Origin of the sequence: Marinimicrobium sp. UBA4209 (assembly GCF_002381585.1) — a bacterium.
Classification (GTDB): domain Bacteria; phylum Pseudomonadota; class Gammaproteobacteria; order Pseudomonadales; family Cellvibrionaceae; genus Marinimicrobium; species Marinimicrobium koreense.
In genome coordinates, this window is record NZ_DFTP01000005.1 from 44,594 (window position 1) to 65,838 (window position 21,245).

At 60.3% G+C, this 21,245-nt stretch carries 22 protein-coding genes; 15 read left to right on the plus strand and 7 right to left on the minus strand.

Annotated features, from left to right (window positions below):
* Positions 1 to 34 precede the first annotated feature (34 nt).
* Entirely contained in the window at positions 35 to 307 is a 273-nt protein-coding gene (locus B3187_RS01170; RefSeq protein ID WP_123636852.1) for a PilZ domain-containing protein, read from the plus strand.
* A gap of 13 nt (positions 308 to 320) precedes the next feature.
* On the opposite strand, the gene B3187_RS01175 is transcribed toward B3187_RS01170, so the two are convergent.
* Positions 321 to 803 carry a leucine-rich repeat domain-containing protein gene (locus tag B3187_RS01175; RefSeq protein WP_286804273.1) on the minus strand — a complete coding sequence of 161 codons (483 nt, stop codon included), beginning with the start codon at positions 801 to 803 and terminating at the stop codon, positions 321 to 323.
* Between the two features lie 193 nt (positions 804 to 996).
* On the opposite strand from B3187_RS01175, the gene B3187_RS01180 reads away from it, so the two are divergent.
* Together B3187_RS01180 and B3187_RS01185 are read left to right on the plus strand one after the other, a co-directional pair.
* Positions 997 to 1,647 (plus strand): OmpA family protein, encoded by a 651-nt coding sequence (locus B3187_RS01180; protein WP_123636853.1) that lies wholly within the window; start codon positions 997 to 999, stop codon positions 1,645 to 1,647.
* 108 nt (positions 1,648 to 1,755) lie between these two features.
* Positions 1,756 to 2,601 (plus strand): class I SAM-dependent methyltransferase, encoded by an 846-nt coding sequence (locus B3187_RS01185; RefSeq protein ID WP_123636854.1) that lies wholly within the window; start codon positions 1,756 to 1,758, stop codon positions 2,599 to 2,601.
* Between the two features lie 26 nt (positions 2,602 to 2,627).
* Here B3187_RS01185 and nadC read toward each other — a convergent pair whose 3' ends face one another.
* A complete protein-coding gene (gene nadC, locus B3187_RS01190) occupies positions 2,628 to 3,482 on the minus strand; it encodes a carboxylating nicotinate-nucleotide diphosphorylase (RefSeq protein ID WP_286804274.1) in 855 nt (284 codons plus the stop codon).
* 4 nt (positions 3,483 to 3,486) lie between these two features.
* Complete coding sequence (locus B3187_RS01195) at positions 3,487 to 4,011, minus strand: retropepsin-like aspartic protease family protein (protein WP_286804275.1); 525 nt, start codon at positions 4,009 to 4,011, stop codon at positions 3,487 to 3,489.
* A 237-nt stretch (positions 4,012 to 4,248) separates the two neighbouring features.
* On the opposite strand from B3187_RS01195, the gene B3187_RS01200 reads away from it, so the two are divergent.
* The 10 genes from B3187_RS01200 to B3187_RS01245 all read left to right on the plus strand — a co-directional run bounded on the left by B3187_RS01200 (position 4,249) and on the right by B3187_RS01245 (position 15,189).
* Positions 4,249 to 6,684 (plus strand): DUF1631 domain-containing protein, encoded by a 2,436-nt coding sequence (locus B3187_RS01200; protein WP_286804276.1) that lies wholly within the window; start codon positions 4,249 to 4,251, stop codon positions 6,682 to 6,684.
* Between the two features lie 68 nt (positions 6,685 to 6,752).
* The gene (gene ampD, locus B3187_RS01205; protein WP_286804277.1) at positions 6,753 to 7,310 is read left to right on the plus strand and encodes a 1,6-anhydro-N-acetylmuramyl-L-alanine amidase AmpD; all 558 of its coding nucleotides are present in this window, start codon (positions 6,753 to 6,755) and stop codon (positions 7,308 to 7,310) included.
* Positions 7,307 to 8,149, plus strand: a complete 843-nt coding sequence (gene ampE, locus B3187_RS01210) for a regulatory signaling modulator protein AmpE (RefSeq protein ID WP_123636858.1) — start codon at positions 7,307 to 7,309, stop codon at positions 8,147 to 8,149. Before ampD ends, ampE begins: the two co-directional genes overlap by 4 nt.
* Positions 8,150 to 8,178: 29 nt before the next feature.
* Positions 8,179 to 8,664 (plus strand): YajQ family cyclic di-GMP-binding protein, encoded by a 486-nt coding sequence (locus B3187_RS01215; protein ID WP_024459540.1) that lies wholly within the window; start codon positions 8,179 to 8,181, stop codon positions 8,662 to 8,664.
* 88 nt (positions 8,665 to 8,752) lie between these two features.
* Entirely contained in the window at positions 8,753 to 10,108 is a 1,356-nt protein-coding gene (locus B3187_RS01220; protein ID WP_123636859.1) for an AmpG family muropeptide MFS transporter, read from the plus strand.
* Positions 10,109 to 10,164: 56 nt separating this feature from the next.
* Positions 10,165 to 11,214, plus strand: a complete 1,050-nt coding sequence (locus tag B3187_RS01225; protein WP_286804278.1) for a DUF481 domain-containing protein — start codon at positions 10,165 to 10,167, stop codon at positions 11,212 to 11,214.
* 202 nt (positions 11,215 to 11,416) lie between these two features.
* Positions 11,417 to 11,707: a co-chaperone GroES gene (gene groES, locus B3187_RS01230; protein WP_123636861.1), complete on the plus strand. Its 291-nt coding sequence runs from the start codon at positions 11,417 to 11,419 to the stop codon at positions 11,705 to 11,707.
* Positions 11,708 to 11,766: 59 nt separating this feature from the next.
* A complete protein-coding gene (gene groL, locus B3187_RS01235) occupies positions 11,767 to 13,416 on the plus strand; it encodes a chaperonin GroEL (protein ID WP_123636862.1) in 1,650 nt (549 codons plus the stop codon).
* Between the two features lie 229 nt (positions 13,417 to 13,645).
* Complete coding sequence (locus B3187_RS01240) at positions 13,646 to 14,230, plus strand: superoxide dismutase (RefSeq protein ID WP_024459545.1); 585 nt, start codon at positions 13,646 to 13,648, stop codon at positions 14,228 to 14,230.
* 152 nt (positions 14,231 to 14,382) lie between these two features.
* Positions 14,383 to 15,189: a hypothetical protein gene (locus B3187_RS01245; RefSeq protein WP_286804279.1), complete on the plus strand. Its 807-nt coding sequence runs from the start codon at positions 14,383 to 14,385 to the stop codon at positions 15,187 to 15,189.
* An 8-nt stretch (positions 15,190 to 15,197) separates the two neighbouring features.
* On the opposite strand, the gene B3187_RS17490 is transcribed toward B3187_RS01245, so the two are convergent.
* The gene (locus tag B3187_RS17490) at positions 15,198 to 15,455 is read right to left on the minus strand and encodes a Lar family restriction alleviation protein (RefSeq protein WP_414673662.1); all 258 of its coding nucleotides are present in this window, start codon (positions 15,453 to 15,455) and stop codon (positions 15,198 to 15,200) included.
* A 331-nt stretch (positions 15,456 to 15,786) separates the two neighbouring features.
* Here B3187_RS17490 and B3187_RS01250 point away from each other — a divergent pair, with 331 nt between their 5' ends.
* The gene (locus B3187_RS01250; protein ID WP_123636866.1) at positions 15,787 to 17,307 is read left to right on the plus strand and encodes a fumarate hydratase; all 1,521 of its coding nucleotides are present in this window, start codon (positions 15,787 to 15,789) and stop codon (positions 17,305 to 17,307) included.
* A gap of 157 nt (positions 17,308 to 17,464) precedes the next feature.
* Entirely contained in the window at positions 17,465 to 18,244 is a 780-nt protein-coding gene (locus tag B3187_RS01255; RefSeq protein ID WP_286804280.1) for a PhzF family phenazine biosynthesis protein, read from the plus strand.
* A gap of 99 nt (positions 18,245 to 18,343) precedes the next feature.
* Here B3187_RS01255 and B3187_RS01260 read toward each other — a convergent pair whose 3' ends face one another.
* The 3 genes from B3187_RS01260 to B3187_RS01270 form a co-directional block, all read right to left on the minus strand.
* Complete coding sequence (locus B3187_RS01260; protein WP_286804281.1) at positions 18,344 to 19,438, minus strand: ABC transporter ATP-binding protein; 1,095 nt, start codon at positions 19,436 to 19,438, stop codon at positions 18,344 to 18,346.
* 3 nt (positions 19,439 to 19,441) lie between these two features.
* The gene (gene argF / locus B3187_RS01265; RefSeq protein ID WP_024459551.1) at positions 19,442 to 20,356 is read right to left on the minus strand and encodes an ornithine carbamoyltransferase; all 915 of its coding nucleotides are present in this window, start codon (positions 20,354 to 20,356) and stop codon (positions 19,442 to 19,444) included.
* 46 nt (positions 20,357 to 20,402) lie between these two features.
* Positions 20,403 to 21,245 (minus strand): aminotransferase class III-fold pyridoxal phosphate-dependent enzyme (locus B3187_RS01270; protein WP_286804282.1); only part of this gene is annotated, 843 nt, incomplete at its 5' end.

Below are 21,245 nucleotides of genomic sequence, written 5' to 3' on the forward strand. Positions count from 1 at the left end.
CCCGCCCCGACATTGACAGGAAAAGGAGCTCACCGTGATTGATCGTCGGCAATATGAGCGGACCTCCGCCAGCATACGTGTGGAGATGACCCACCCCAGCTTTGGCACCATCGTGGGTTTTACCCAGGATATTTCCGATGGTGGGGCCCGGGTATTGATTGAAAACCAGCCCAAGCCACCGGTGGGAACCCTGGTGATGGTCCGGTTTCGCAAGATGGTGGGGCCGATTAACGATGAGCCGGTACAGATGCGGGTGATGCATCAGCTGCGCAACACCGTGGGCCTGATGTTTGATTCCGGCAGTTGAGCCGTCCGACCCGTCAGCTTGCCTCGGTGCAGTGCTCAGGCAGGTGAACCTTTCCCTCTGCATTGTCGGCCAGTTGCCGGGCATCCCTGCACTCAAGCGCCGTATTCCCCCGCAAATCCACTTCTTTCAGGCGTAACAGCGACAATAGTGGCTCGGCGGATCTGATCTGATTGTTTTCCAGCAACAGCACTTCCAGTCTCGACAGCGTTCTCAGTTCAGCGACGTCCTCAAGCGGATTGTCATTCAGGCTGATGGCCCGCAGGGCGGTAAAGGTGGACAGGCCCGCCAGTGATTCGATGCCGGCACTGCTGCAGTTCAGTTGGGTCAGTTGAGTGGCCTCGGTCACCTGCTGATCTTCGATGGTCTGTTGCACGCAATCGTGCAGCGCAGCGTCGGGCAGGCGGAAGTCGGTTAACAGTGTCGGCGGGTTGTACACCGGGTTGTCGTTGATGCTCACCGCATAGCCGGTGCAAGCGGTCAGTGCCGTCGCTGTCATTAAAATCATCCAAATGCGAAAAGTGTGCGCTAGACTGTTGCTGTGAACCATGGCTCTGCCTATAGTGTCGAAACCTGAACTGCAATCAATGATGGCAGTTGGAGGCGGGAAAAGCTACCGGGTTCCCGTCGGTTTGAGTCTTCCGCTAGGGCGGGCTTTTACGTTTTTGGAATTTAATGATAGAGGAATAGCAATGAAACGTTTGCTGGCTTTGTGTGCAATCTTCACTCTCGCAGCTTGTACCACAACCGATCCCTACACCGGGGAAGAAAAAACCAGTAATACCGCCAAGGGGGCTGGCATTGGTGCCGTAGCGGGTGCCATTATTGGCGCGGCTTCCGCCAGTAAGAGCGATCGTAAAAAAGGCGCCCTGACCGGTGCCGCCGCCGGTGCGGCGATTGGGGGTGGTGTTGGTAACTACATGGATCGTCAGGAAGCCAAGCTGCGCGATGAGCTTCAGGGTTCCGGTGTGCAGGTTCGTCGTGAAGGCGATCGTCTGTACCTGATCATGCCCGGCAACATTACCTTCGCCACTGGCCGCTACGAAATCCGCTCGGATTTCTACAGCGTGCTGGATTCGGTAGCCAAAGTACTGGCCGAGTTTGATCAGACCGCCATCAAGGTCAGTGGTCATACCGACTCTACCGGTGGTGATCAGCTCAACCAGACCCTGAGTGAGCAGCGCGCCGCCAGTGTGCGCGATTACCTGATCCGCCGCGATGTGGCCGCCGGTCGTATCCAGGCCTATGGCTATGGTCCGCGCTATCCGGTGGCCAGCAACAGCACCGCCGAAGGCCGTGCCGCCAACCGTCGGGTAGAGCTCGAATTGCTGCCTATGCAGTAAGCGAGTTTGACGAGCGCAGGGACGCGCTCCGCATTCCCTCTTGATTGATGATGTGTGCCTTTCCCGGCACAGTCCCGCCCAGTTTTCTGCCCTGATGAAGCGACTGCTATGAACACCTTATCGGCGACCTGGCCGCTGGTTGTTATTGCCCAGTCTTCCGACTCCCGAGCGGAAGCGGCGGCGACGGCCCGCGAACTGGATGTCCCTCTGCTGATCAATGCCGAGCCGGAGCAGCTCTCCGAGCCAACCTTTGCCCTGGTGTATGACGACCACGGCCTGGCCTTACACCACACCGGACGCAAGGTCCCCGGGCCGGTTCAGGTGGACTTCCTGGGCGGGGCGGTGGATCATCGGCGCCGCTTTGGGGGCGGCAAAGGGCAGATGATCGCCAAGGCGGTGGGATTAAAGCCGCATGTATTCCCACACGTGCTGGACCTGACCGCGGGGCTGGGGCGGGATGCGTTTGTGCTCGCCTCGCTGGGTTGCCGTGTGCAACTGTGGGAACGTTCGCCGGTGGTCTATCGGTTGTTGGCGGACGGTCTGGCGCGCGCCAGGCGGGGCGCCGAGCAGAGCGGTGACGGCGACCTGATGGAGATTCTCGGGCGCATGTCTCTGCAATTGGGTGACGGCGCAAGTTACCTTGCATCACTCGCTGAGGGCGACCCGGTGCGTCCCGATGTCATCTATCTGGACCCAATGTTTCCCGAGCGCCAAAAATCAGCCGATGTGAAAAAAGAAATGCGGGCGTTTCATACCCTGGTGGGGGCGGATGCCGATGCCGATGATCTGTTGGCGCCGGCGTTGGCAAAGGCGCGCTACCGGGTCGTGGTCAAGCGGCCCCGCAAGGCGCCGGATCTGGCCGGACGGGCGCCCGGGCACCGGATTGAGGGCAAGAGCAGCCGGTTTGACGTCTATGCGCTGCACAAACTGCCAGAGCGCCTTAATGATGAATAGTCAGAGCGCGCCGGGGTGACCGGTCGCTAGGCCTCTTCCACCGACAGCCGCATCGACAGGTCCAGCGCTCTGCAGTGTTTGGTCAGGGCCCCGATGGATATGTAATCCACGCCGGTATTGGCCAGGGTGGCCAGCGTCGCGTCGGTCACATTGCCCGACGCTTCCAGTTTGGCCCGTCCACGGTTGCGGGATACCGCGACGGTCAGGTCCTCGGGCGAGAAATTGTCGAGCATGACAATGTCGGCGCCGGCCGTCAGAGCCTGTTCCAACTGCTTCAGTGATTCCACTTCCACCTCCACCGGCGTCTCCGGGGCGATTTCCCGCGCTTTACTGACAGCCTCGGCGATACCGCCGCAGGCGGCGATGTGGTTCTCTTTGATCAGGAACGCATCGAATAAACCGACCCGGTGATTCGCACAGCCCCCACAGCCCACCGCGTACTTCTGGGCCAGGCGTAGTCCGGGCAGGGTTTTGCGGGTATCCAGCAGAGTGACCGGTGCGTCCTTGACCTTTTGTGCGTAAGCGGCACTGACGCTGGCGGTGCCGGATAACGTCTGCACGAAGTTCAGAGCGGTGCGCTCTCCCGTGAGCAGTGCCCGGGCATTCCCGCTTAACTCGAACAGTAGCTGGTCCGGCTTTACCGAATCCCCGTCCTGAATGTGCCAGGTGATCCGGGTGTCCGGGTCGAGTTGCCGGAACACTTCCTCCACCCAGGGGCGACCGCAAAAGCAGCCCGCCTCGCGGGTGATGACCCGGGCGTGGGCGACCCGCTCAGCGGGAATCAGAAGGGCATTGATATCGCCGCTGCCAATGTCCTCGGCCAGCGCGGCACGGACGTTGGCCTCGATGGCCCGTTGCAGGTCCGGATTGAGTTCGGTCATGGAGTCAGTCACCTTGGTAACGCAGAGTGAGGCGGTCGCCTTGCTGGCGGAATTCTACCTGTCCGAGGGCGCTCATGCCCAGCAGTACCTGGTCACCGCCCATGGCGGGGTTGATGCTGGCGCTGACGTCGCGCAGTTGGATGGTGCCGAGCTCCAGGCGTTCGAGTCGGGTGGCGCGCACTTCAATTCGGCCGTTGGCGGTCATGGCCCACTGCCGGGCTCCGGCCCGAAGACCCGCGCGTTCGGCCAGGTCCTGGCTGACGACCACGTCCGTGGCGCCGGTATCGAGCAGGAAGGTGGCGTCCTCTCCGTTGATCTGTCCGGGAACCACATAGTGTCCCGAGCGGTTGCGACGCAACACGACCTCCTGAACGCCATTGACGACCTGGCCCTGGATCGAGCGATTGGGGTTGTCCTTGCGGTCTTCCCAGACGCCGAAGGCCCAGGTGAGCAGTGCGAGCCCGATGATCCAGGCTGCAACCAGCATGCCGCGTCCGGCCTGCTGGCCGGGCATTTGCTCCTGTGTCATAACTGCCCCGTGGTGAGCGTTTCGGTGGTCATCAAAGTGTCACGGGTTTTTATACCCGCAGGGCCCTGTTTTTCTCGTTTGTCAGCCAAATTTTTCTAAGCAAATGAAGCTGTTAGCCGAAATTGTGATAGGGGTCTCGATCTTATCATTTGTCGCTGGGATGTGTCCTGATCCTCGTTATACTAATGATCGTAACTGTAAATTGTCCCGACAGTGACCACCCTCAGGAACATCACCATGAACGATTCCGTGCAACCCCAGCGTGAAAATGTCGTCCCGCTCAACCCCGAGCGACGTCAGCCAGCGACCGTGTCGTTGGCGCGCCTGCCGGCGGCCATGCACAGCGTGCGCGACCGGGCACGGCAAACCCTTCAGGGGCTGCTGCGGGATCTGTTCGACAAGGCGGATGATTCCCTGTTCGAACTGGCCGACCAGGCTACCAGCAATCAGGAACAGAACCTGTACTTTGACTCCATGCGTGAGGTCCGGTTGCAGCGGCGCACCTTGGAGCATACGTTTTTTCTGGGGCTGGACCGGGGCTTTGCGGCACTGCTGGAACCCGGCGAGTCAAACCGGCAACAGCGAGAGGAGGCTTCCCTTGAGGAACTGAGCCTGGTTCAGAACGATGAGCTGGAGCAGATGGTGGCGACCGAAAGCATGGTCAACAAAGCCAACGAGCAGTTCGCCGAGGCCGTCCAACATCTGACGTTGCGGATGGATCAACTGGTGCCGGTGAAGGTGTACCAGAAGAACAATCCCCTGGGGGCCGACGCCATCTGCACCGGATTCACCGAGGCCGCCAAGGCGCTGAAGATCGACGTCAAGGCGAAGCTGGTACTGTTCAAGCTATTTGACAAGTGGGTGGTCTCGCGATTGGGGTCGATGTATGAAAGCGTCAACCAGCAGCTGATTGATGCCAACATCCTGCCGTCCCTGAAAGCGGGCGCGCCCGCTGCCCGCCGGCAAAGGGCCGGAGCGCAGCCCTCGCGAGCCGCCCGGGCCGAGCGTGCTCAGCGAGAGGATGAATCCAATCAGGTGCTGCACACGCTGCGGGACCTCCTGTCCAACCAGGGCGGGGCGAGTCAGAGTCAAGATTCCGGTGCCGGCGAGTCGCTGGACACCCAGGATCTGGTGCATCTGCTCTCCCAGGCACAGCAGCAAGACTGGGCCAGCCTGGATCAGGGCGCCGATGCGGTCAATGTGCCGCAGCTGGTTCGCGGTCTGGTCAAAAATACCCGCCGGCAGTCGCTGAACCAGGTGGATGAGGATGTCATCAATCTGGTCAGCATGATGTTCGAGTTCATTCTCGACGACCGCAATCTGGCTTCGCCCATGAAGGCCTTGCTGGGGCGGTTACAGATTCCGCTGATCAAGGTCGCGATTGCGGATAAAAGTTTTTTCAGCAAAGGCGGGCATCCCGCCCGTCGCCTGCTCAATGAACTGGCCATGGCCGCGTTGGGCTGGCAGGACACAGGAGAAGAGGGGCGGCGCAAAGACACCTTTTACCAGAAGGTGGATCAGATCGTTCAGACCATTCTGGCGGAATTTGAGAGCGATGTCGGCATCTTCGACCGCATGCTGCTGGACTTCCGCGCCTACCAGGAAAAAGAACGGCGCCGGGCCCGCATTCTGGAGCAGCGCACGTTGGACGCGGAAGATGGCAAGGCGCGCTCTGAGCGTGCCCGGGCCGAAGTGGATGCGGCACTCAAGCGTCTGACCCAGGGGCAGACTCTGGCGGTAGCGGCCAATACCCTGCTGTATGAAGCCTGGTCCAAGGTGCTGTTTATCATCTGCCTGAAGCAGGGCACTGACAGTGACGACTGGCGGGAAGCCCTGGAATCCGCCGAGCAGTTGGTCTGGAGCGCCACGGCTCCCATGGATCGCGACAATCGTCAGAAGCTGCTCAAGCTGGTGCCCGAACTGTTGCCGCAGTTGCGGGCGGGTCTGGAATCCATCGCTTACAATCCGTACGAAATGAACCAGCTGTTCAAACAGTTGGAGCAGCTTCACCTGTCCCGGTTGCGGGAAGCCAGTCAGCCGGCGCCGGCCGCCGAGCCGTCTCAGCGGGGCGCTGATCCGGTCGCGACCGAGACGGTAGCCGCCGAGCCAGAACCTGTCCCTGAGGCGAATGCTGAAGCGGTGGCCGATGAAGCCGCTCAGGCCCCCGTGCTTCAGGTGGTTGAAGAACCGAGCGCGGCTTCTGATGAGGCTTCCAGTCAGGCTGACAGCTCGGCTTCCGGGGCTGAGGATTCAACTCCCATCGCGGAAGGCTTGGTTTCGAGCGCTGAAGGCTCAGTTTCAAGCGCCGAAGGCTCTTCTACCGAATCCACCCCATCTTCTGTGGTGACCGGTGAGGTTGGTGTCTCTGACGATGGGCCGCTGCCCGCGTCGGACCCTCATATGGCGTTGGTGTCCAATCTGACCCAGGGGAGCTGGTTCGAGCGCCAGGATGAGCAGGGGCAGGCGTTCCGCTGCCGCCTGGCGGCGATGATCAAGCCCACCGGCAAATACATTTTTGTAAATCGCTCCGGTATGAAGGTGGCGGAAGAGACCCGCGAAGGACTGGCGCGAGCGCTCAAATCCGGCCGGATGCGAATCCTCGACGATGGCATGTTGTTCGATCGCGCGCTCGAAGCGGTGATCGGTAACCTGCGCAGCTCCCGCGCCCGGTAACCCCCAGCAACAGCGACAAAGGCTCCCGGCCCCTGTATCATTCACGCCATGAATGACTGGAGGGGCCCGTGAGCGTATCCATTCAGGACGGCTGGCTGACTTCGGCCCGCCGCTGTCCGTCTCCCAACTATAACGAGCGTCCGCCGGGCGAGGCCATCAGCCTGCTGGTGGTTCACAACATCAGTCTCCCGCCCGGGCAGTTTGGAACCGGGTGTGTGGAAGACTTCTTCTGCAATCAACTCGACATCAATCGCGACCCCTATTTTGAGCAGATCCGGGATCTTCGGGTGTCGGCGCACCTGTTCATTACCCGGGACGGTGAGTTGGTGCAGTTTGTGCCTCTGGATCGGCGCGCCTGGCATGCGGGCGCCTCCGAGTTTGACGGTCGAACCGAGTGCAACGATTTCAGCATCGGCATTGAACTGGAAGGGTGTGACGACCTTCCCTACACCAAGCCGCAATACCGGCGTTTGGCCGAGGTCACCCGTCTGTTATTATCCTGTTATCCGGCGCTGACGCCGGAGCGCATTACCGGCCATTCGGATATCGCCCCCGGACGGAAAACCGATCCGGGCCCGGCCTTCGACTGGCGCCACTTTCGCTCACAGCTCTCGGAACGCTTATGACCTTCCTCAGTGTCTTTCTGGTTCTCGTCCTGGTGCAGTGGTGGGGCTCTGGTGCGCCCCTGCAAAAAGACGGGTGGTTTGATCGTTATCTGCACTGGCTCGAGCAGCGCCCCAGCCGTGCGTGGCCCAAGTTGCAGTTGTTGCTGGCGGTGGTGGTGCCGGCCCTGGTGCTATGGTTACTGACCTGGGCCGTGGCCGAGGGCCTTTCGCAGGGCTGGCTGATTTTTATTGCCGTCCCGGTACTGCTGTACAGCCTTGGCCGAGGTGACTTTTCGGCCGAGGTGCAGGCCTATGTGGAGGCCAGCGAACGGGAGGACTCGGTGAGTGCGGCCCGCCATCTGGCGGCCCTTCAGGGCAATGCGGTGGAAGACGCCGACCCCGAGGACTGGGCCAGCATGCATCGTCAGGCGCTCAAAACCATTGCCTATCGCGGGTGCGAGCGGATGTTCGCGGTGCTGTTCTGGTTTCTGGTATTGGGCCCGGCGGGCGCTTTGATGTACCGCCTGAGTGTGCTCTACCGGGAGCGCTCCGAATCGGCCCAGGTGCACCGCTGGCTCTGGCTGATGGAGTGGCCGGTGGTTCGTGTCATGGGCTTTACCTGGGCCATGGCGGGCAATTTCGACAGTTGTTTTTTCCGTTGTCAGCGCGATCTTGGCGATACCCGTCAGGGAACGTCGGTCCTGCTGTACGATCAGATGCTGGGTGCTTTGGGCAGGACCGAGCCGGAACCCGCCGACTCGGCGGTGGACCTGGATATGATTCGCGCCAGCCAGCCCCTGTATTCCCGTTCCCTGTTGCTGTGGGTCTGCGTGCTGGCGTTGATCACCCTGCTGGCCTGATCCTGAATTGATGAGAGTGAGGTAGTTCTATGCCGTCTTTTGATGTGGTGTCCGAGGTCGATAAGCACGTATTGACCAATACGGTGGACCAGGCCAACCGCGTGGTGGGCAATCGCTACGACTTCAAGGGCGTGGATGCCCAGTTTGAGCGCAAGGACTTCGTGGTGACGCTCACCGCTGAAGCAGATTTCCAGCTGCAACAGATGCTGGACATTCTGCAGGGCACCATGGTGAAGAACAATATTGATATCGCCTGCCTGGAGATCAAAGACCCGACCACCGTCGGCAAGCAGGCGCGTCAGGAAGTGATCGTGCGCACCGGGTTGGAAACCGAGCTGAGCAAGAAGATGGTCAAGCTGATCAAAGACAGCAAGCTCAAAGTGCAGGCCCAGATCCAGGGCGACCAGCTGCGGGTTACCGGCAAGAAGCGCGATGACCTGCAACAGGTCATGGCGTTGCTACGCAGTGCCGAGGGCGTTGATATGCCGCTGCAATTCACCAACTTTCGAGATTGATGAGCAGGCGTCACTGGCTGCCCAGAGGCTGTATCTGATCGCCAAACGTTGTCCCTGATTTAATGTACCGCGACCAACCGAGCGTTTCATGACCGATACCCCTGAATCCCCGTCCCGCTCCTGGCGGGACTCGCTGTTGATTTATCTGCACCCCCGGGTCGCGTCCATGGCCTTTCTGGGCTTTTCGGCGGGCCTGCCTTATATGTTGGTCTTTTCTACCCTGACTGCCTGGCTGACCGAGGCGGGGGTCACCAAGGCGAGCATCGGGTTTTTCAGTTGGATCGGTATTACCTATTCGGTCAAAGTCTTCTGGGCACCGGTCGTGGACCGGTTTCAGCTCCCGTTGCTGGGGCGCCTGCTGGGGCGCAGACGCAGCTGGATGCTCTTCGCTCAACTGCTGATTGCCGGCGGATTGATTGGCATGTCGGTCACCGACCCTGTGGGGGAGCTCGAGTGGATAGCCATATTCGCGCTGGTGGTCGCCTTTGGGTCGGCAACCCAGGATGTGGCGATTGATGCCTGGCGGATTGAGGCGGTGTCCCTGGAGCGCCAGGCGGCCATGTCCGCCACCTACGTATTCAGCTATCGGCTGGCGGTATTGATGGCCAGTGCCGGCGCGCTGCATATGGTGTCATTTGCCACCTGGCCCGGGGTTTATCTGATCATGGCCCTGCTCATGGGGGTGGGCATGGTGACCGTACTGCTGTCCAGCGAGCCCACAGTGACCGGACATTCGGACGCGGCCTTTCTGGAGCAGCGGGCACAGGATTACCTCGAGCGTAGTGCTCATGTGGCCCGCCCGGTGCGCAATGCCGTTGCCTGGTTCATCGGTGCAGTGGTATGTCCCTTTGTGGATTTTCTTCAGCGCTATGGCGCCCAGGCCGTACTTTTGCTGCTGATCGTGGGCGCGTTTCGCATTACCGATATCAGCATGGCGTCGATGGCCATGCCTTTCTATCTGGAAACCGGCTATACCCGAGCCGATGTGGCCAACATCAGCGGCCTGTATGGTGCGGCGATGACCGTGCTGGGAGGCATCGTTGGCGGAGTGCTGGTGCCCCGTTTTGGCCTGTTGCGCGTCCTGCTGGCCGGGGCCGTGCTGGCGGCGGCGACCAATCTGCTGTATTCGATCAATGCGCTGGTGGGCGCGGAGCTCTGGATGCTGGTCCTGACCATCAGCGGTGAGAACTTCTGCGGCGGCTTGGCCATGGCGTCGCTCATCGCCTGGATGTCCAGCCTGGTCAGCAGCGACTACACCGCGACTCAATACGCCCTGTTCAGTTCACTGATGACCCTGCCGGGCAAAGTCATCGGCGGCTTCAGCGGAATCGTGGTGGAACAGGTCGGGTTTTTCTGGTTTTTCATTTATGCGGGGGGGCTGGGAGTCCCGGCAATTCTGCTGGTGCTCTGGTTGATGCTCCGTACGAGAACCGGTTCGCTGTAGTCGGACCGACCAAGTGTGGTAAAGTGCGCCTCCTTTGGATCAACTCCCGACGATGCATGCCGGTATACCTGACGACTCAACAGTGGCGCTTGGCCCTGGCGGCGTACCTGGCGCTGTCAGCCCCCGTATCTGCGGGAATGCTGGAGCTGCGCAACGGTGATCGCATCGCCGGTGATTTCGTGTCGGCCAGTGAAGACAGCGTCGTCTGGCAGTCCGAGTCGCTGGGGCGGCTGACCATCGAAAAAAACAAAATCTATGACCTGCAGACCACCAAACCCTTGAAAATCAACGGGGTGGGGGAGCCCTGTATGGTGGAGGGGATGGAGTTCGAGCACCTGGTTTATCTGTGTGGCGACGATGTGGTGTCGCGCCGGGTGCCGCTGGTTTCCCTAGCCATGATCATTCCCTACGAAACCTATATCAGCGGTGACAGCAGCACCCTGAATGGGCGGGTCAATGTCTCGGGGACCTACGCCCGGGGCAACGAAATCAAGGATGACTGGAAAATCAGCGGCGGCGTGGAGTACCGGCTGGTGGACTGGCGCCACAGCGGCAATTTTGAGTATGCCAGTTATTCGCGCAGCAAGTCCGAACCCGACGTCCGATGGGGTGGTCGTTACGTGCTGGACTGGTTCTTCCGGGAGCGCTGGTTCCTCAACAGTGATGTGCGCTACGGGCACGATGAAACCCGGTCGATCGATCGCTACTACAACATCGGTGCTGGTACCGGTTACCAATTCTGGGAAAACAACCGGACGGCGCTGGCGATGACCGGTGGTCTGGTGTCGGTCACCGAGCAGTATCAGGTGCCCGAGAACCCCGCCCCGGACTTTGTCCGCAAAGAAGACCGGATCGCCTGGCGTCTGGGTACGGACTTTCGCTACAAGCTGCCCCTGGGGGTCTCGTTTTTCCATCGCAACGAATACGTGCGCTCCTTTGAGCAAGACCGGGACTGGCAGCTCAACTCCACCACCGGTTTCAGCTCGATGCTGGTCTCTACGGTGTATTCAGAGGTCAAACTCGATTACGAGGTGGACAACGACCCTCAGCCCGGCACCGAGCGCGAGGATATCCGGCTCGTGGTGGGGCTGACCTACGAGTGGTAGCGCCCCCTCGCCAAAATAAGCAAAAAAATCCTCGTCAGACTGTTGAAATTCCTCCCCGGCATCCCCAATTACCTGTGACACACGCATTACGCCTGTCTGGCCTCTGGCCGGCCGGGCACGCGGCTTCGGCCGCACACTAACGTCATCCGGGGCAACCCGGCTCATTTTCAGTGTTTAACACGCTAGTTGGAGATAAGAGTCCATGAAAATTCGTCCTTTACACGATCGCGTTGTGGTTCGCCGCAAGGAAGAAGAGGAAAAAACCGCGGGCGGTATCGTCCTGCCGGGTTCCGCCAAAGAGAAGCCCAACCAGGGTGAAGTGGTGGCTGTCGGTAATGGCCGCGTACTGGACAATGGCGATGTTCGCCCGGTCGACGTCAAGGTTGGCGATGTGGTTGTATTCGGCAAATACGCCGGCAGCGACACCATCGAGGTCGATGGCGAAGAGCTGGTCATCCTGAGCGAAAGCGACATCAAGGCTGTGCTGGCCTAAGCCCGGCACGGAATCTTTAACCGACTATTGTCTGAACAAGTTACTGGAAGGAAAGCACTATGTCTGCAAAAGAAGTTAAGTTTGGCGACAGCGCCCGTCAGCGCATGCTCAAGGGCGTCAACGTACTGGCCGACGCCGTAAAAGCCACTTTGGGCCCCAAGGGTCGCAACGTGGTTCTGGAGAAGTCCTTCGGTGCCCCCACCGTGACCAAAGACGGTGTGTCCGTGGCCAAGGAAATCACCCTGAAAGACAAATTCGAGAACATGGGCGCCCAGATGGTCAAAGAAGTGGCCTCACGCGCTTCTGACGAAGCCGGTGACGGTACCACCACCGCTACCGTTCTGGCCCAGTCCATCGTGACCGAAGGCCTCAAATCCGTGGCTGCCGGCATGAACCCCATGGATCTCAAGCGTGGTATCGACAAAGCCGTTACCGCTGCGGTTGAAGAAATCCGCAAGCTGGCCAAGCCCTGTGAAGACAGCAAGGCCATCTCACAGGTGGGCACCATCTCCGCCAACTCCGATCGCGACGTGGGCGAGCTGATCGCCAAGGCGATGGAGAAGGTCGGTAAAGAAGGTGTGATCACCGTTGAGGAAGGCTCCAGCCTGGAGAACGAACTGGACGTGGTTGAAGGTATGCAGTTCGACCGCGGTTACCTGTCTCCTTACTTCATCACCAACCAGGACAACATGGCCGTCGAGCAGGACGACCCCTACATCCTGCTGGTGGACAAGAAGATCTCCAACATCCGCGAGCTGCTGCCGACCCTGGAAGCCGTAGCCAAGGCCAACAAGCCGCTGGTTATCGTTGCCGAAGACGTGGAAGGCGAAGCCCTGGCGACCCTGGTGGTCAACAACATGCGCGGTATTGTGAAAGTCGCCGCCTGTAAGGCACCGGGCTTCGGCGATCGTCGCAAGGCCATGCTGCAGGATATCGCCATCCTGACCGGTGGCACTGTGATTTCTGAAGAAGTGGGTCTGGACCTGGAAAACGTTACTCTGGAGCACCTGGGCCGCGCCAAGCGCGTGACCATGTCCAAGGAGAACACCGTGATCGTTGACGGCGCCGGTAACAACGCTGACATCGAAGCGCGTGTGAACCAGATCCGCACCCAGATGGAAGACACTTCCTCTGACTACGATCGCGAGAAGCTGCAAGAGCGCGTGGCCAAGCTGGCCGGCGGTGTGGCCGTGATCAAGGTGGGTGCTGCCACCGAGATGGAAATGAAAGAGAAGAAGGCTCGCGTTGAAGATGCGCTGCACGCCACTCGCGCCGCCGTTGAAGAAGGTGTGGTTGCCGGTGGTGGTACCGCTCTGGTACGCGCTGTGGCCGCCATTGCCGAGCTGAAAGGCGAGAACGAAGACCAGAACGCCGGTATCGCGCTGGCCCGTCGCGCCATGGAAGCACCGCTGCGTCAGATAGTCACCAACGCCGGTGAAGAGGCCTCTGTGGTCGTGGATCGGGTCAAGAAAGGCGAAGGCGCCTATGGCTACAACGCCGCGACCGGTGAGTACGGCGACATGCTGGAAATGGGTATCCTGGACCCGGCCAAAGTGACCCGTACCGCTCTGCAGGCTGCCGGCTCTGTCGCTGGCCTGATGATCACCACCGAAGCGATGGTGGCCGATGAGCCGGAAGACGAGAAGGCCGGTGGCGCCCCGGATATGGGCGGCATGGGCGGAATGGGTGGCATGGGCGGCATGATGTAAGTCGTCTCAAGCCCTGAAAGGGCGGGCTTTGGCCCGCCCTTTTGCTTTCAGTGATATACTGATCGCTTACTTTCGTAACACCATACCAACAGCCAGAGCTAACTGGCGTTTCCCGGTCTGGAGCAGGGCGATCCGTTCGACCCATCCGGCTGTGCTAGGATTGAGCGGCTATTTCAGTGGGTTAACCCCGCCGCTACTCATTTTTTCAACCGTGTTCAGGAGAACGACTATGGCTTTTGAATTACCCCAGCTGCCTTACGCAAAAGATGCGTTGGAACCTCATATCTCCCAGGAAACCCTGGAATACCATTACGGTAAACACCACCAGACCTACGTAGACAAGCTGAATGCGGCCGTTGAAGGCAAGCCCGAAGCGGACAAGAGCCTGGAAGACGTTATCAAGAGCGCCAAAGGGCCTCTGTTCAATAACGCCGCTCAGGTGTGGAACCACACTTTCTACTGGCACTGCCTGAGCCCCAACGGTGGCGGTGAAGCCACTGGTGCGGTAGGCGAGGCCATCAACAAGGCCTTTGGCTCCTTTGACAAGTTCAAAGAAGAGTTCTCCACCAACGCCGCCAACAACTTCGGCTCCGGCTGGACCTGGCTGGTGAAGAAGTCCGACGGTTCCGTCGCCATCGTCAATACCAGCAATGCGGAAACGCCGCTGACTGACGAGAGCGTCACCGTGCTGCTGACTGTGGATGTGTGGGAGCACGCCTACTACATCGATTATCGCAATGCCCGTCCCAAGTACCTGGAAGCCTTCTGGAACCTGGTCAACTGGGAGTTCGTCAACGAAAACTTCGCCAAGTAAGTTTTATTGACGTGAAAACCCCGCCCGGCCCAGCCGGTGCGGGGTTTTTTTATGCCTGGCAAAATTGCCCGGTATCAGACCCGTTCCCTTCTTTTTCGGGCCCAGAACTGCTATAAACGCAACCACGAAGTGTAGTGAACTCAGGTGTTTTTATGGAACGCAAAGAGCCGACGATCTCCGGCACGATCAAACCCGAGAAAGACGAAGTGGCGGCCCGCCAGGGTCGAGCTGCGGCGGCACCTCCCGGTGGCAACGCGACAGGTCCTAAACGTCCTGGGGGCGGGGGCGGTACACCTCCGCCGCCTCAGCGTCCGGCCGGTGCCTCTTCCGGTGGCCAGGGGCTGGCGATTGCGGCGCTGATCATTGCCGTTGCCGGCGTGGGCGCCAGTGGTTTTCTGGCCTGGAAGTGGACCGGCGCCGAACAGAACCTCGCCCAGGCCAATGAGCGGCTGGAAACCCTGGAGAAACGCATCGCGATCACCTCCAGCGAGTCCAGCGAATACGTCGAGGAAATCCAGGAAAAACTGGAGTGGGCGGATTCGGAAATTCGCAAGCTGTGGGGCGTATCCTACGATACCAACCGCAAGCGGATCGCCTCCAACCAGGAGGGGCTGGAGTCCCTGAAGCGGGAATTGGCCAGTGTGAAGGAGTCCGCCTCCAGCGCCAGTCAGGGGCTGAGCAGTCTGCGCTCGGCCTTTGACAAAACCGAACAGCAGGTCAGTGAGGTCGGCTCGGCGATCGAGCGTTTGCAGGCAGCGGCCGACTCGGTGGAAGCCCAGGGCCAGCGCCTGCAGAATCTATCGGAAGAAGTGGATCAACTGGAAGAGGGGCTTGGGCGTTTGCGGGGGCTTGCAGACCGGGTCGGTACCAACGAGGAAGCGATCGAGGCCATCGACTCCTATCGTCGTAGCATCAACCGCGACATATTGACCATCAAGGAGCAGTTGTCCTCACCCTGATCGCCCGCTCAGCCCCGCGCGACGAAATAGCGGGGCTCTGGTTGAGTGCGATCGGCGAGCGATTCGCCCGTTGCCGTTTCCGGTAGTGGCTGGACGCCAAGGCGGACCGACGTCTCATTCCAGCGACTGATGGCCCTCTCCAGGGTTTCCTGGTGAGGGCCTTTTGATTTGCAGCTCTGACAAACCACACAATAATCCAGCCCACTGTGCGCCAAGTGCAAGTGGTTGCTGCGGCAAAACGGACAAGGTTCTAGGGCCGTGGCCATAAGGCATACGCTCCAGTGCGTGACTCACTTGAGAGGTTTTGAGGGGGGAGGGGACTCTTGCCGGGCAGGGCGCTCAGCGGTGGTTGCGCGGTTCGCAGGGCGCAGATTGTGAACCGGTCAGGACGGTAAAACCGCGATTGCCCGAACGGCTGATGGGCATCCAACATGATCACTTAAACTCCAGAGGACCATATTCAGAGTGTAGCGCAGCGCCGCCCGAATGCAAACGGTTGCAGCGTAAAGTTGGCGCAGTACGCCGGTCCTCTCCGGGCAAGTCTCCGGCAATTCATGTAAAATTGCCGCCACACTGACAAGCTGTAGAGAGACTTCCATGACCACCGTGATTCGCCAGAACGACCTGATCGACAGCGTCGCCGACGCGCTGCAGTTCATCTCCTACTACCATCCCGTGGATTTCATCCAGGCCGTACACCGCGCCTACGAGCGCGAAGCCAACCCGGCGGCCAAGGATGCCATGGCCCAGATTCTGATCAACTCGCGCATGTGCGCTACCGGCCACCGCCCGATCTGTCAGGATACCGGCATTGTGACCGTCTTTGTCACCGTTGGTATGGACGTCCAGTGGGAGGCGGATATGAGCCTCACCGATATGGTCAACGAAGGCGTGCGTCGGGCCTATAATCACCCCGACAATGTGTTGCGCGCGTCCATTCTGGATGACCCGGACGGCGCCCGGAAGAATACCGGTGATAACACCCCGGCCGTCATTCACTACAATATCGTTCCCGGCAATACCGTCGACGTTCACGTGGCGGCCAAGGGCGGCGGCAGTGAAGCCAAAACCAAATTTGCCATGCTCAACCCCTCGGATTCCGTGGTGGATTGGGTGCTGGACATGGTGCCCAAAATGGGCGCGGGCTGGTGCCCGCCCGGCATGCTCGGCATCGGCATTGGTGGCACGGCCGAAAAAGCCATGCAGATCGCCAAAGAGTCGCTGCTGGATCCGGTCGACATTCAGGAGCTGCAGGAGCGCGGTGCCAGCAACCGCAGCGAAGAGCTGCGCCTGGAGCTGTACGAAAAAGTGAATCAGTTGGGCATTGGCGCCCAGGGCCTGGGTGGTTTGACCACGGTGCTGGACGTGAAAGTGAAGGACTACCCGACCCACGCGGCGAACAAAGCGGTGGCCATCATCCCCAATTGCGCCGCCACCCGTCACGCCCACTTCACCCTCACCGGAGAGGGCCCGGCCCTGCAGACGCCCCCTAACCTGGACGACTGGCCGGAAGTGGCCTGGGAAGCCGGCGACAATGTCCGTCGAGTGAACCTGGATACCGTCACCAAAGAGGATGTGAAATCCTGGCAACCCGGCGACACCATCCTGCTCTCCGGCAAAATGCTGACCGGCCGAGACGCCGCCCACAAGAAAATGGTGGACCTGATCGCCAAGGGTGAAGAACTGCCGGTGGACCTGACCGGCCGTTTCATCTACTACGTGGGACCGGTCGATCCGGTGCGCGATGAAGTGGTGGGCCCCGCCGGCCCGACCACCGCCACCCGCATGGACAAGTTTACCCGCACGATGCTGGAGCAGACCGGCCTGCTGGGCATGATCGGCAAAGCGGAACGCGGCCCGGCGGCGATCGAGGCGATTCGCGATAATGAGTCGGTCTACCTGATGGCGGTAGGCGGCGCGGCCTATCTGGTGTCCCAGGCGATCAAGTCGTCGAAGGTGCTGGGCTTTCCGGAGCTGGGCATGGAGGCGATTTACGAGTTTGAGGTGAAGGATATGCCGGTCACCGTGGCGGTAGACAGCAAAGGCGAATCCGTTCACCAGACCGGCCCGAAAATCTGGCAGGCCAAGATCAAAGACGAAGCGATCAAGGTGGTGTAACGTATTTCGCCATTTGATTGGTAATGGTAACGGCGGATGCGCTTTGCTTATCCGCCCTACGGATACCACGGCAGTCTGCGTAGGGCGGATAAGGGCAGCGCATCCGCCGTCACCCAGGCATGACGCAACAAACGATCGCAAGGTTAATAGGGCGCTTATGAATCTAACCCAATACCAAGTCGATGCCTTCACCCAGCGTCCTTTCGAAGGCAATCCCGCCGCCGTCGTGCCTCTGGAACAATGGCTCGACGACGCCCTGATGCAGACCATCGCCAACGAAAACAACCTCTCGGAAACCGCCTTCTTTGTGTCCGAAGACGATGGCTTCGCGCTGCGCTGGTTTACCCCCGAAGCCGAAGTCGACCTCTGTGGTCACGCTACGCTGGCTTCCGCCCACGTCCTGTTCGAACATATGAACTACCCTCACCCGAGCATCCGCTTCGGCACCCGCAGCGGCGACCTGGTGGTTGAGCGAAGGGGTGACCGGTTGGCCATGGATTTCCCCGCGCAACCTACCCAGCCCTGCGACTGTCCTGATGAGCTGGTGAGGGGATTGGGAGTCACGCCGGTTGCCGTGGAAAAGAGAGTAGATTATCTGGCAGTACTGGAAACTGAGGCTCAAGTGCGAGCTTTAGCGCCGGATCTGGCCGAGCTGAAAAAGCTCGACTGCCGGGGCATCATGGCTACCGCGCAGGGGGACACCAAAGACTTTGTCAGCCGCTTTTTTGCTCCGTCGGTAGGAATCGCCGAAGACCCAGTGACCGGATCGGCACACTGCCAGCTCGCTCCCTATTGGGCCAAAAGATTGTCCAAAAACACTTTGGCTGCCCGACAGATTTCCAAACGCGGCGGCGATGTGGATTGCGAGCTAAAAGGCGATAGGGTGACGCTGGTGGGGTCGGCGGTTACGGTCATCAAGGCCGAGTTGTTGGTGTGACAGTGGGTTAGGTAACGGCGGATGCGTTGTGTTTCGGGACGGCGGATGCGCGCTTTGCGCTTATCCGCCCTACGCGAGCTGCGGTGCTAACGTCGCGCTCTACGTCTCGGTGGTCTCTAAACCGTAATGACTCCCACCAACCGCTTGCTCTTCCCGCCGGAAGACAATCAGATGATCCGCTTCAATACGAATGCCCACATGATCGCCGATGGCGTAATCATGGTGACTGGGGAACGCGGACTGAATGCGGCTGCCGGTGGGCAGCTGTAACGTATACAGCGTGGCGGTGCCGGCAAATACCTTGGCGACCACTTCGGCGCGTTTATCGCTGCTGTCATCGTGAATGACATCGTCCGGGCGCAGCAGAATATCCACCGGGGTATTTTCCAGCCACTCGTAACAGCGGTTACCTTCGATATCGCCCAGTTCTGTGCGCACCGTATGTCGGTCCAACAGATAACCCGCGAGAAACACGCCCTGCCCGACAAAGTTGGCGACAAAGCGCGTGGCGGGTTCATGGTAAAGGTTGAACGGGGTATCCCACTGTTGTAACTGTCCGGCATTCAGCACACCGATCCGATCCGCCATGGCAAAGGCTTCGGACTGGTCGTGGGTGACCATGATCGCGGTGATGCCGCGCTCTTTCAGAATCGCCCGCACCTCGAGTGCCAGGGCCCGGCGCAGTTCCACATCCAGACTGGAGAAGGGCTCGTCCATCAGCAGCAGTTTGGGCTCGGGCGCAAGGGCACGGGCCAGGGCGATGCGCTGTTGTTGACCGCCGGAGAGCTCGTGGGGATAGCGGTGGCCCAGGTCCTCGAGCTTGACCAGCTGCAACAGCTCGTCACAGATCCGGGCCTTCTCCCGGGCGCTCTGGTTTTTCAGGCCAAAGGTCAGGTTGTCGCGCACATTCAGGTGCGGGAAGAGCGCGTAATCCTGAAACACCATCCCCACCCGGCGTTGCTCTGGCGCCAGGGACTGCTCGGCCGAGGCCAGCAACTGTCCGGCCAGCTCAATGCGACCCGCCGAGGGTTGCAGAAAACCGGCGATGGCGCGCAGTACGGTGGTTTTACCGCAACCGCTGGGGCCGAGCAGGCAACAGATGTCGCCTTCGGTTAACGACAGTGACAGATCTTCAACGACCCGCTCGCCGTCGTAGCCACAACCGATGTTGTCGAGTTCCAGCAGTGCCGACATAAGTTACCGTGAGTGGTTGAACAGGAATTCGATCAGGGCCTTCTGGGCGTGCAGGCGATTCTCGGCCTCTTCCCAGACCACCGACTCCGGAGAGTCCAGCAGCTCGGCGCTGATTTCCTTGCCGCGATAGGCGGGCAGACAGTGCATGAAAAGGGCGCGGTCGTGGGCGTGACTCATCAGCTCGGCATCGACCTGATAGCCGGCGAAGGCCTGTTCGCGCAGTTTTTTCTCATCTTCCTGGCCCATGGAGGCCCAGGTGTCGGTGACCACCAGGTCGCTGTCTTTCACCGCTTCTTCCGGCGTGCGGAAAATGCTCACCCGATCGCGCGCGGCATCGAGCAGGTCCTGGCGGGGCTCGAAGCCTTCCGGACAGGCAATGCGCAGCTCGAAGTCCCACTGCTGGGCGGCGTTGATGTAGGACTGACACATGTTGTTGCCATCACCCACCCAGGCCACCGTCTTGCCCTGGATGGGGCCGCGGTGCTCGAGGAAGGTCTGCATGTCCGCCAGCAATTGGCAGGGGTGGAAATCATCGGTCAGGGCGTTGATCACCGGCACCTTTGAGTATTCCGCGAAGCGCTCCACATTGGCGTGCTCGAAGGTGCGGATCATCACGATATCCACCATGCGCGACAGTACCCGGGCGGAGTCCTCAATCGGCTCACCGCGCCCCAGTTGGGTATCGCGGGGCGAGAGGAACAGGGCGTGGCCGCCCATCTGCGCCATGCCGGCTTCAAATGAAACGCGGGTACGGGTGGAGGATTTTTCAAAAATCATCCCCAGCACCTTGTTCTTGAACAGCTCTTCGGATTCGCCCCGGGCCTGAATGGCCTTGAGTTCAATGGCGCGATCCAGCACCGCATTCAGTTCGGCGGGCTCGAGATCCATCAGGGTCAGAAAGTGTCTTGGTTGGGCCATAACGGCAACTCGTTGTATTGCTTGGGGCCGGTTCCCGGCCTGTGAATTAAAAGGCGCGAATCAATTCCACCACACCGGTGACCAACTGCTCGGCTTCCGCTTCCGTCAAAATAAAGGGCGGCAGCAGACGCAGGGTATTGCCGGCGGTGACGTTGATCAGCAGCTCGCGCTCGCGGGCCTGTGCCACCAGTTCGGCGCAGGGGCGATCGAGTTCCAGGCCGATCATCAGTCCTTTACCCCGAATGTCCACCACCTTGGCATCGTCCTTCAGGCGCTCGCGGAACTGCTCCAGCAGCCAGTCGCCCATCTGGGCGGCACGGGCGATGAGCCCCTCGTTGAACAGGGTTTCCACCACGGCAATGCCGGCCCGGCAGGCGAGCGGATTGCCACCAAAGGTGGAGCCGTGGCTGCCCGGTTGAAATATCTCGGCCGCCTGTCCGCGCGCCAGGCAGGCGCCAATGGGGACACCATTGCCCAGGCCCTTGGCCGTGGTCAGCACATCCGGCTGAATGCCGTTGTGTTGAAACGCAAAGTAGCGACCGGTACGACCATTGCCAGTCTGAATTTCGTCCAGCATCAGCAGCCACTGGTTCTGATCGCAGATTTCCCGCAACTGGTTCAGGTAGCCAAGTGCGGGCACTCGCACACCCCCTTCACCCTGCACCGGTTCGACCAGGATGGCGACGATGTTGGCGTGTTGAGCGGCAGCGGCGCGGACGGCTTCCGGGTCGTTGTACGGCACCCGAATGAAACCTTCCACCAGGGGCGCGAAGCCCTCTTGCGCCTTTTTATTCCCGGTGGCGCTGAGTGTCGCCAGGGTCCGGCCGTGAAAGCTGTTTTCCATCACCAGAATGGCCGGGCGCTCAATGCCCTGAGCGGCGCCGTACTT

Coding starts and splice junctions, on each gene's coding strand:
- B3187_RS01175 (WP_286804273.1), bottom strand. CDS start 803: ATGACAGCGACGGCACTGACCGCTTGCACCGGCTATGCGGTGAGCATC.
- B3187_RS01180 (WP_123636853.1), top strand. CDS start 997: ATGAAACGTTTGCTGGCTTTGTGTGCAATCTTCACTCTCGCAGCTTGT.
- B3187_RS01185 (WP_123636854.1), top strand. CDS start 1,756: ATGAACACCTTATCGGCGACCTGGCCGCTGGTTGTTATTGCCCAGTCT.
- nadC (WP_286804274.1), bottom strand. CDS start 3,482: ATGACCGAACTCAATCCGGACCTGCAACGGGCCATCGAGGCCAACGTC.
- B3187_RS01195 (WP_286804275.1), bottom strand. CDS start 4,011: ATGACACAGGAGCAAATGCCCGGCCAGCAGGCCGGACGCGGCATGCTG.
- B3187_RS01200 (WP_286804276.1), top strand. CDS start 4,249: ATGAACGATTCCGTGCAACCCCAGCGTGAAAATGTCGTCCCGCTCAAC.
- ampE (WP_123636858.1), top strand. CDS start 7,307: ATGACCTTCCTCAGTGTCTTTCTGGTTCTCGTCCTGGTGCAGTGGTGG.
- B3187_RS01215 (WP_024459540.1), top strand. CDS start 8,179: ATGCCGTCTTTTGATGTGGTGTCCGAGGTCGATAAGCACGTATTGACC.
- B3187_RS01220 (WP_123636859.1), top strand. CDS start 8,753: ATGACCGATACCCCTGAATCCCCGTCCCGCTCCTGGCGGGACTCGCTG.
- B3187_RS01225 (WP_286804278.1), top strand. CDS start 10,165: ATGCCGGTATACCTGACGACTCAACAGTGGCGCTTGGCCCTGGCGGCG.
- groES (WP_123636861.1), top strand. CDS start 11,417: ATGAAAATTCGTCCTTTACACGATCGCGTTGTGGTTCGCCGCAAGGAA.
- groL (WP_123636862.1), top strand. CDS start 11,767: ATGTCTGCAAAAGAAGTTAAGTTTGGCGACAGCGCCCGTCAGCGCATG.
- B3187_RS01240 (WP_024459545.1), top strand. CDS start 13,646: ATGGCTTTTGAATTACCCCAGCTGCCTTACGCAAAAGATGCGTTGGAA.
- B3187_RS01245 (WP_286804279.1), top strand. CDS start 14,383: ATGGAACGCAAAGAGCCGACGATCTCCGGCACGATCAAACCCGAGAAA.
- B3187_RS17490 (WP_414673662.1), bottom strand. CDS start 15,455: ATGGCCACGGCCCTAGAACCTTGTCCGTTTTGCCGCAGCAACCACTTG.
- B3187_RS01250 (WP_123636866.1), top strand. CDS start 15,787: ATGACCACCGTGATTCGCCAGAACGACCTGATCGACAGCGTCGCCGAC.
- B3187_RS01255 (WP_286804280.1), top strand. CDS start 17,465: ATGAATCTAACCCAATACCAAGTCGATGCCTTCACCCAGCGTCCTTTC.
- B3187_RS01260 (WP_286804281.1), bottom strand. CDS start 19,438: ATGTCGGCACTGCTGGAACTCGACAACATCGGTTGTGGCTACGACGGC.
- argF (WP_024459551.1), bottom strand. CDS start 20,356: ATGGCCCAACCAAGACACTTTCTGACCCTGATGGATCTCGAGCCCGCC.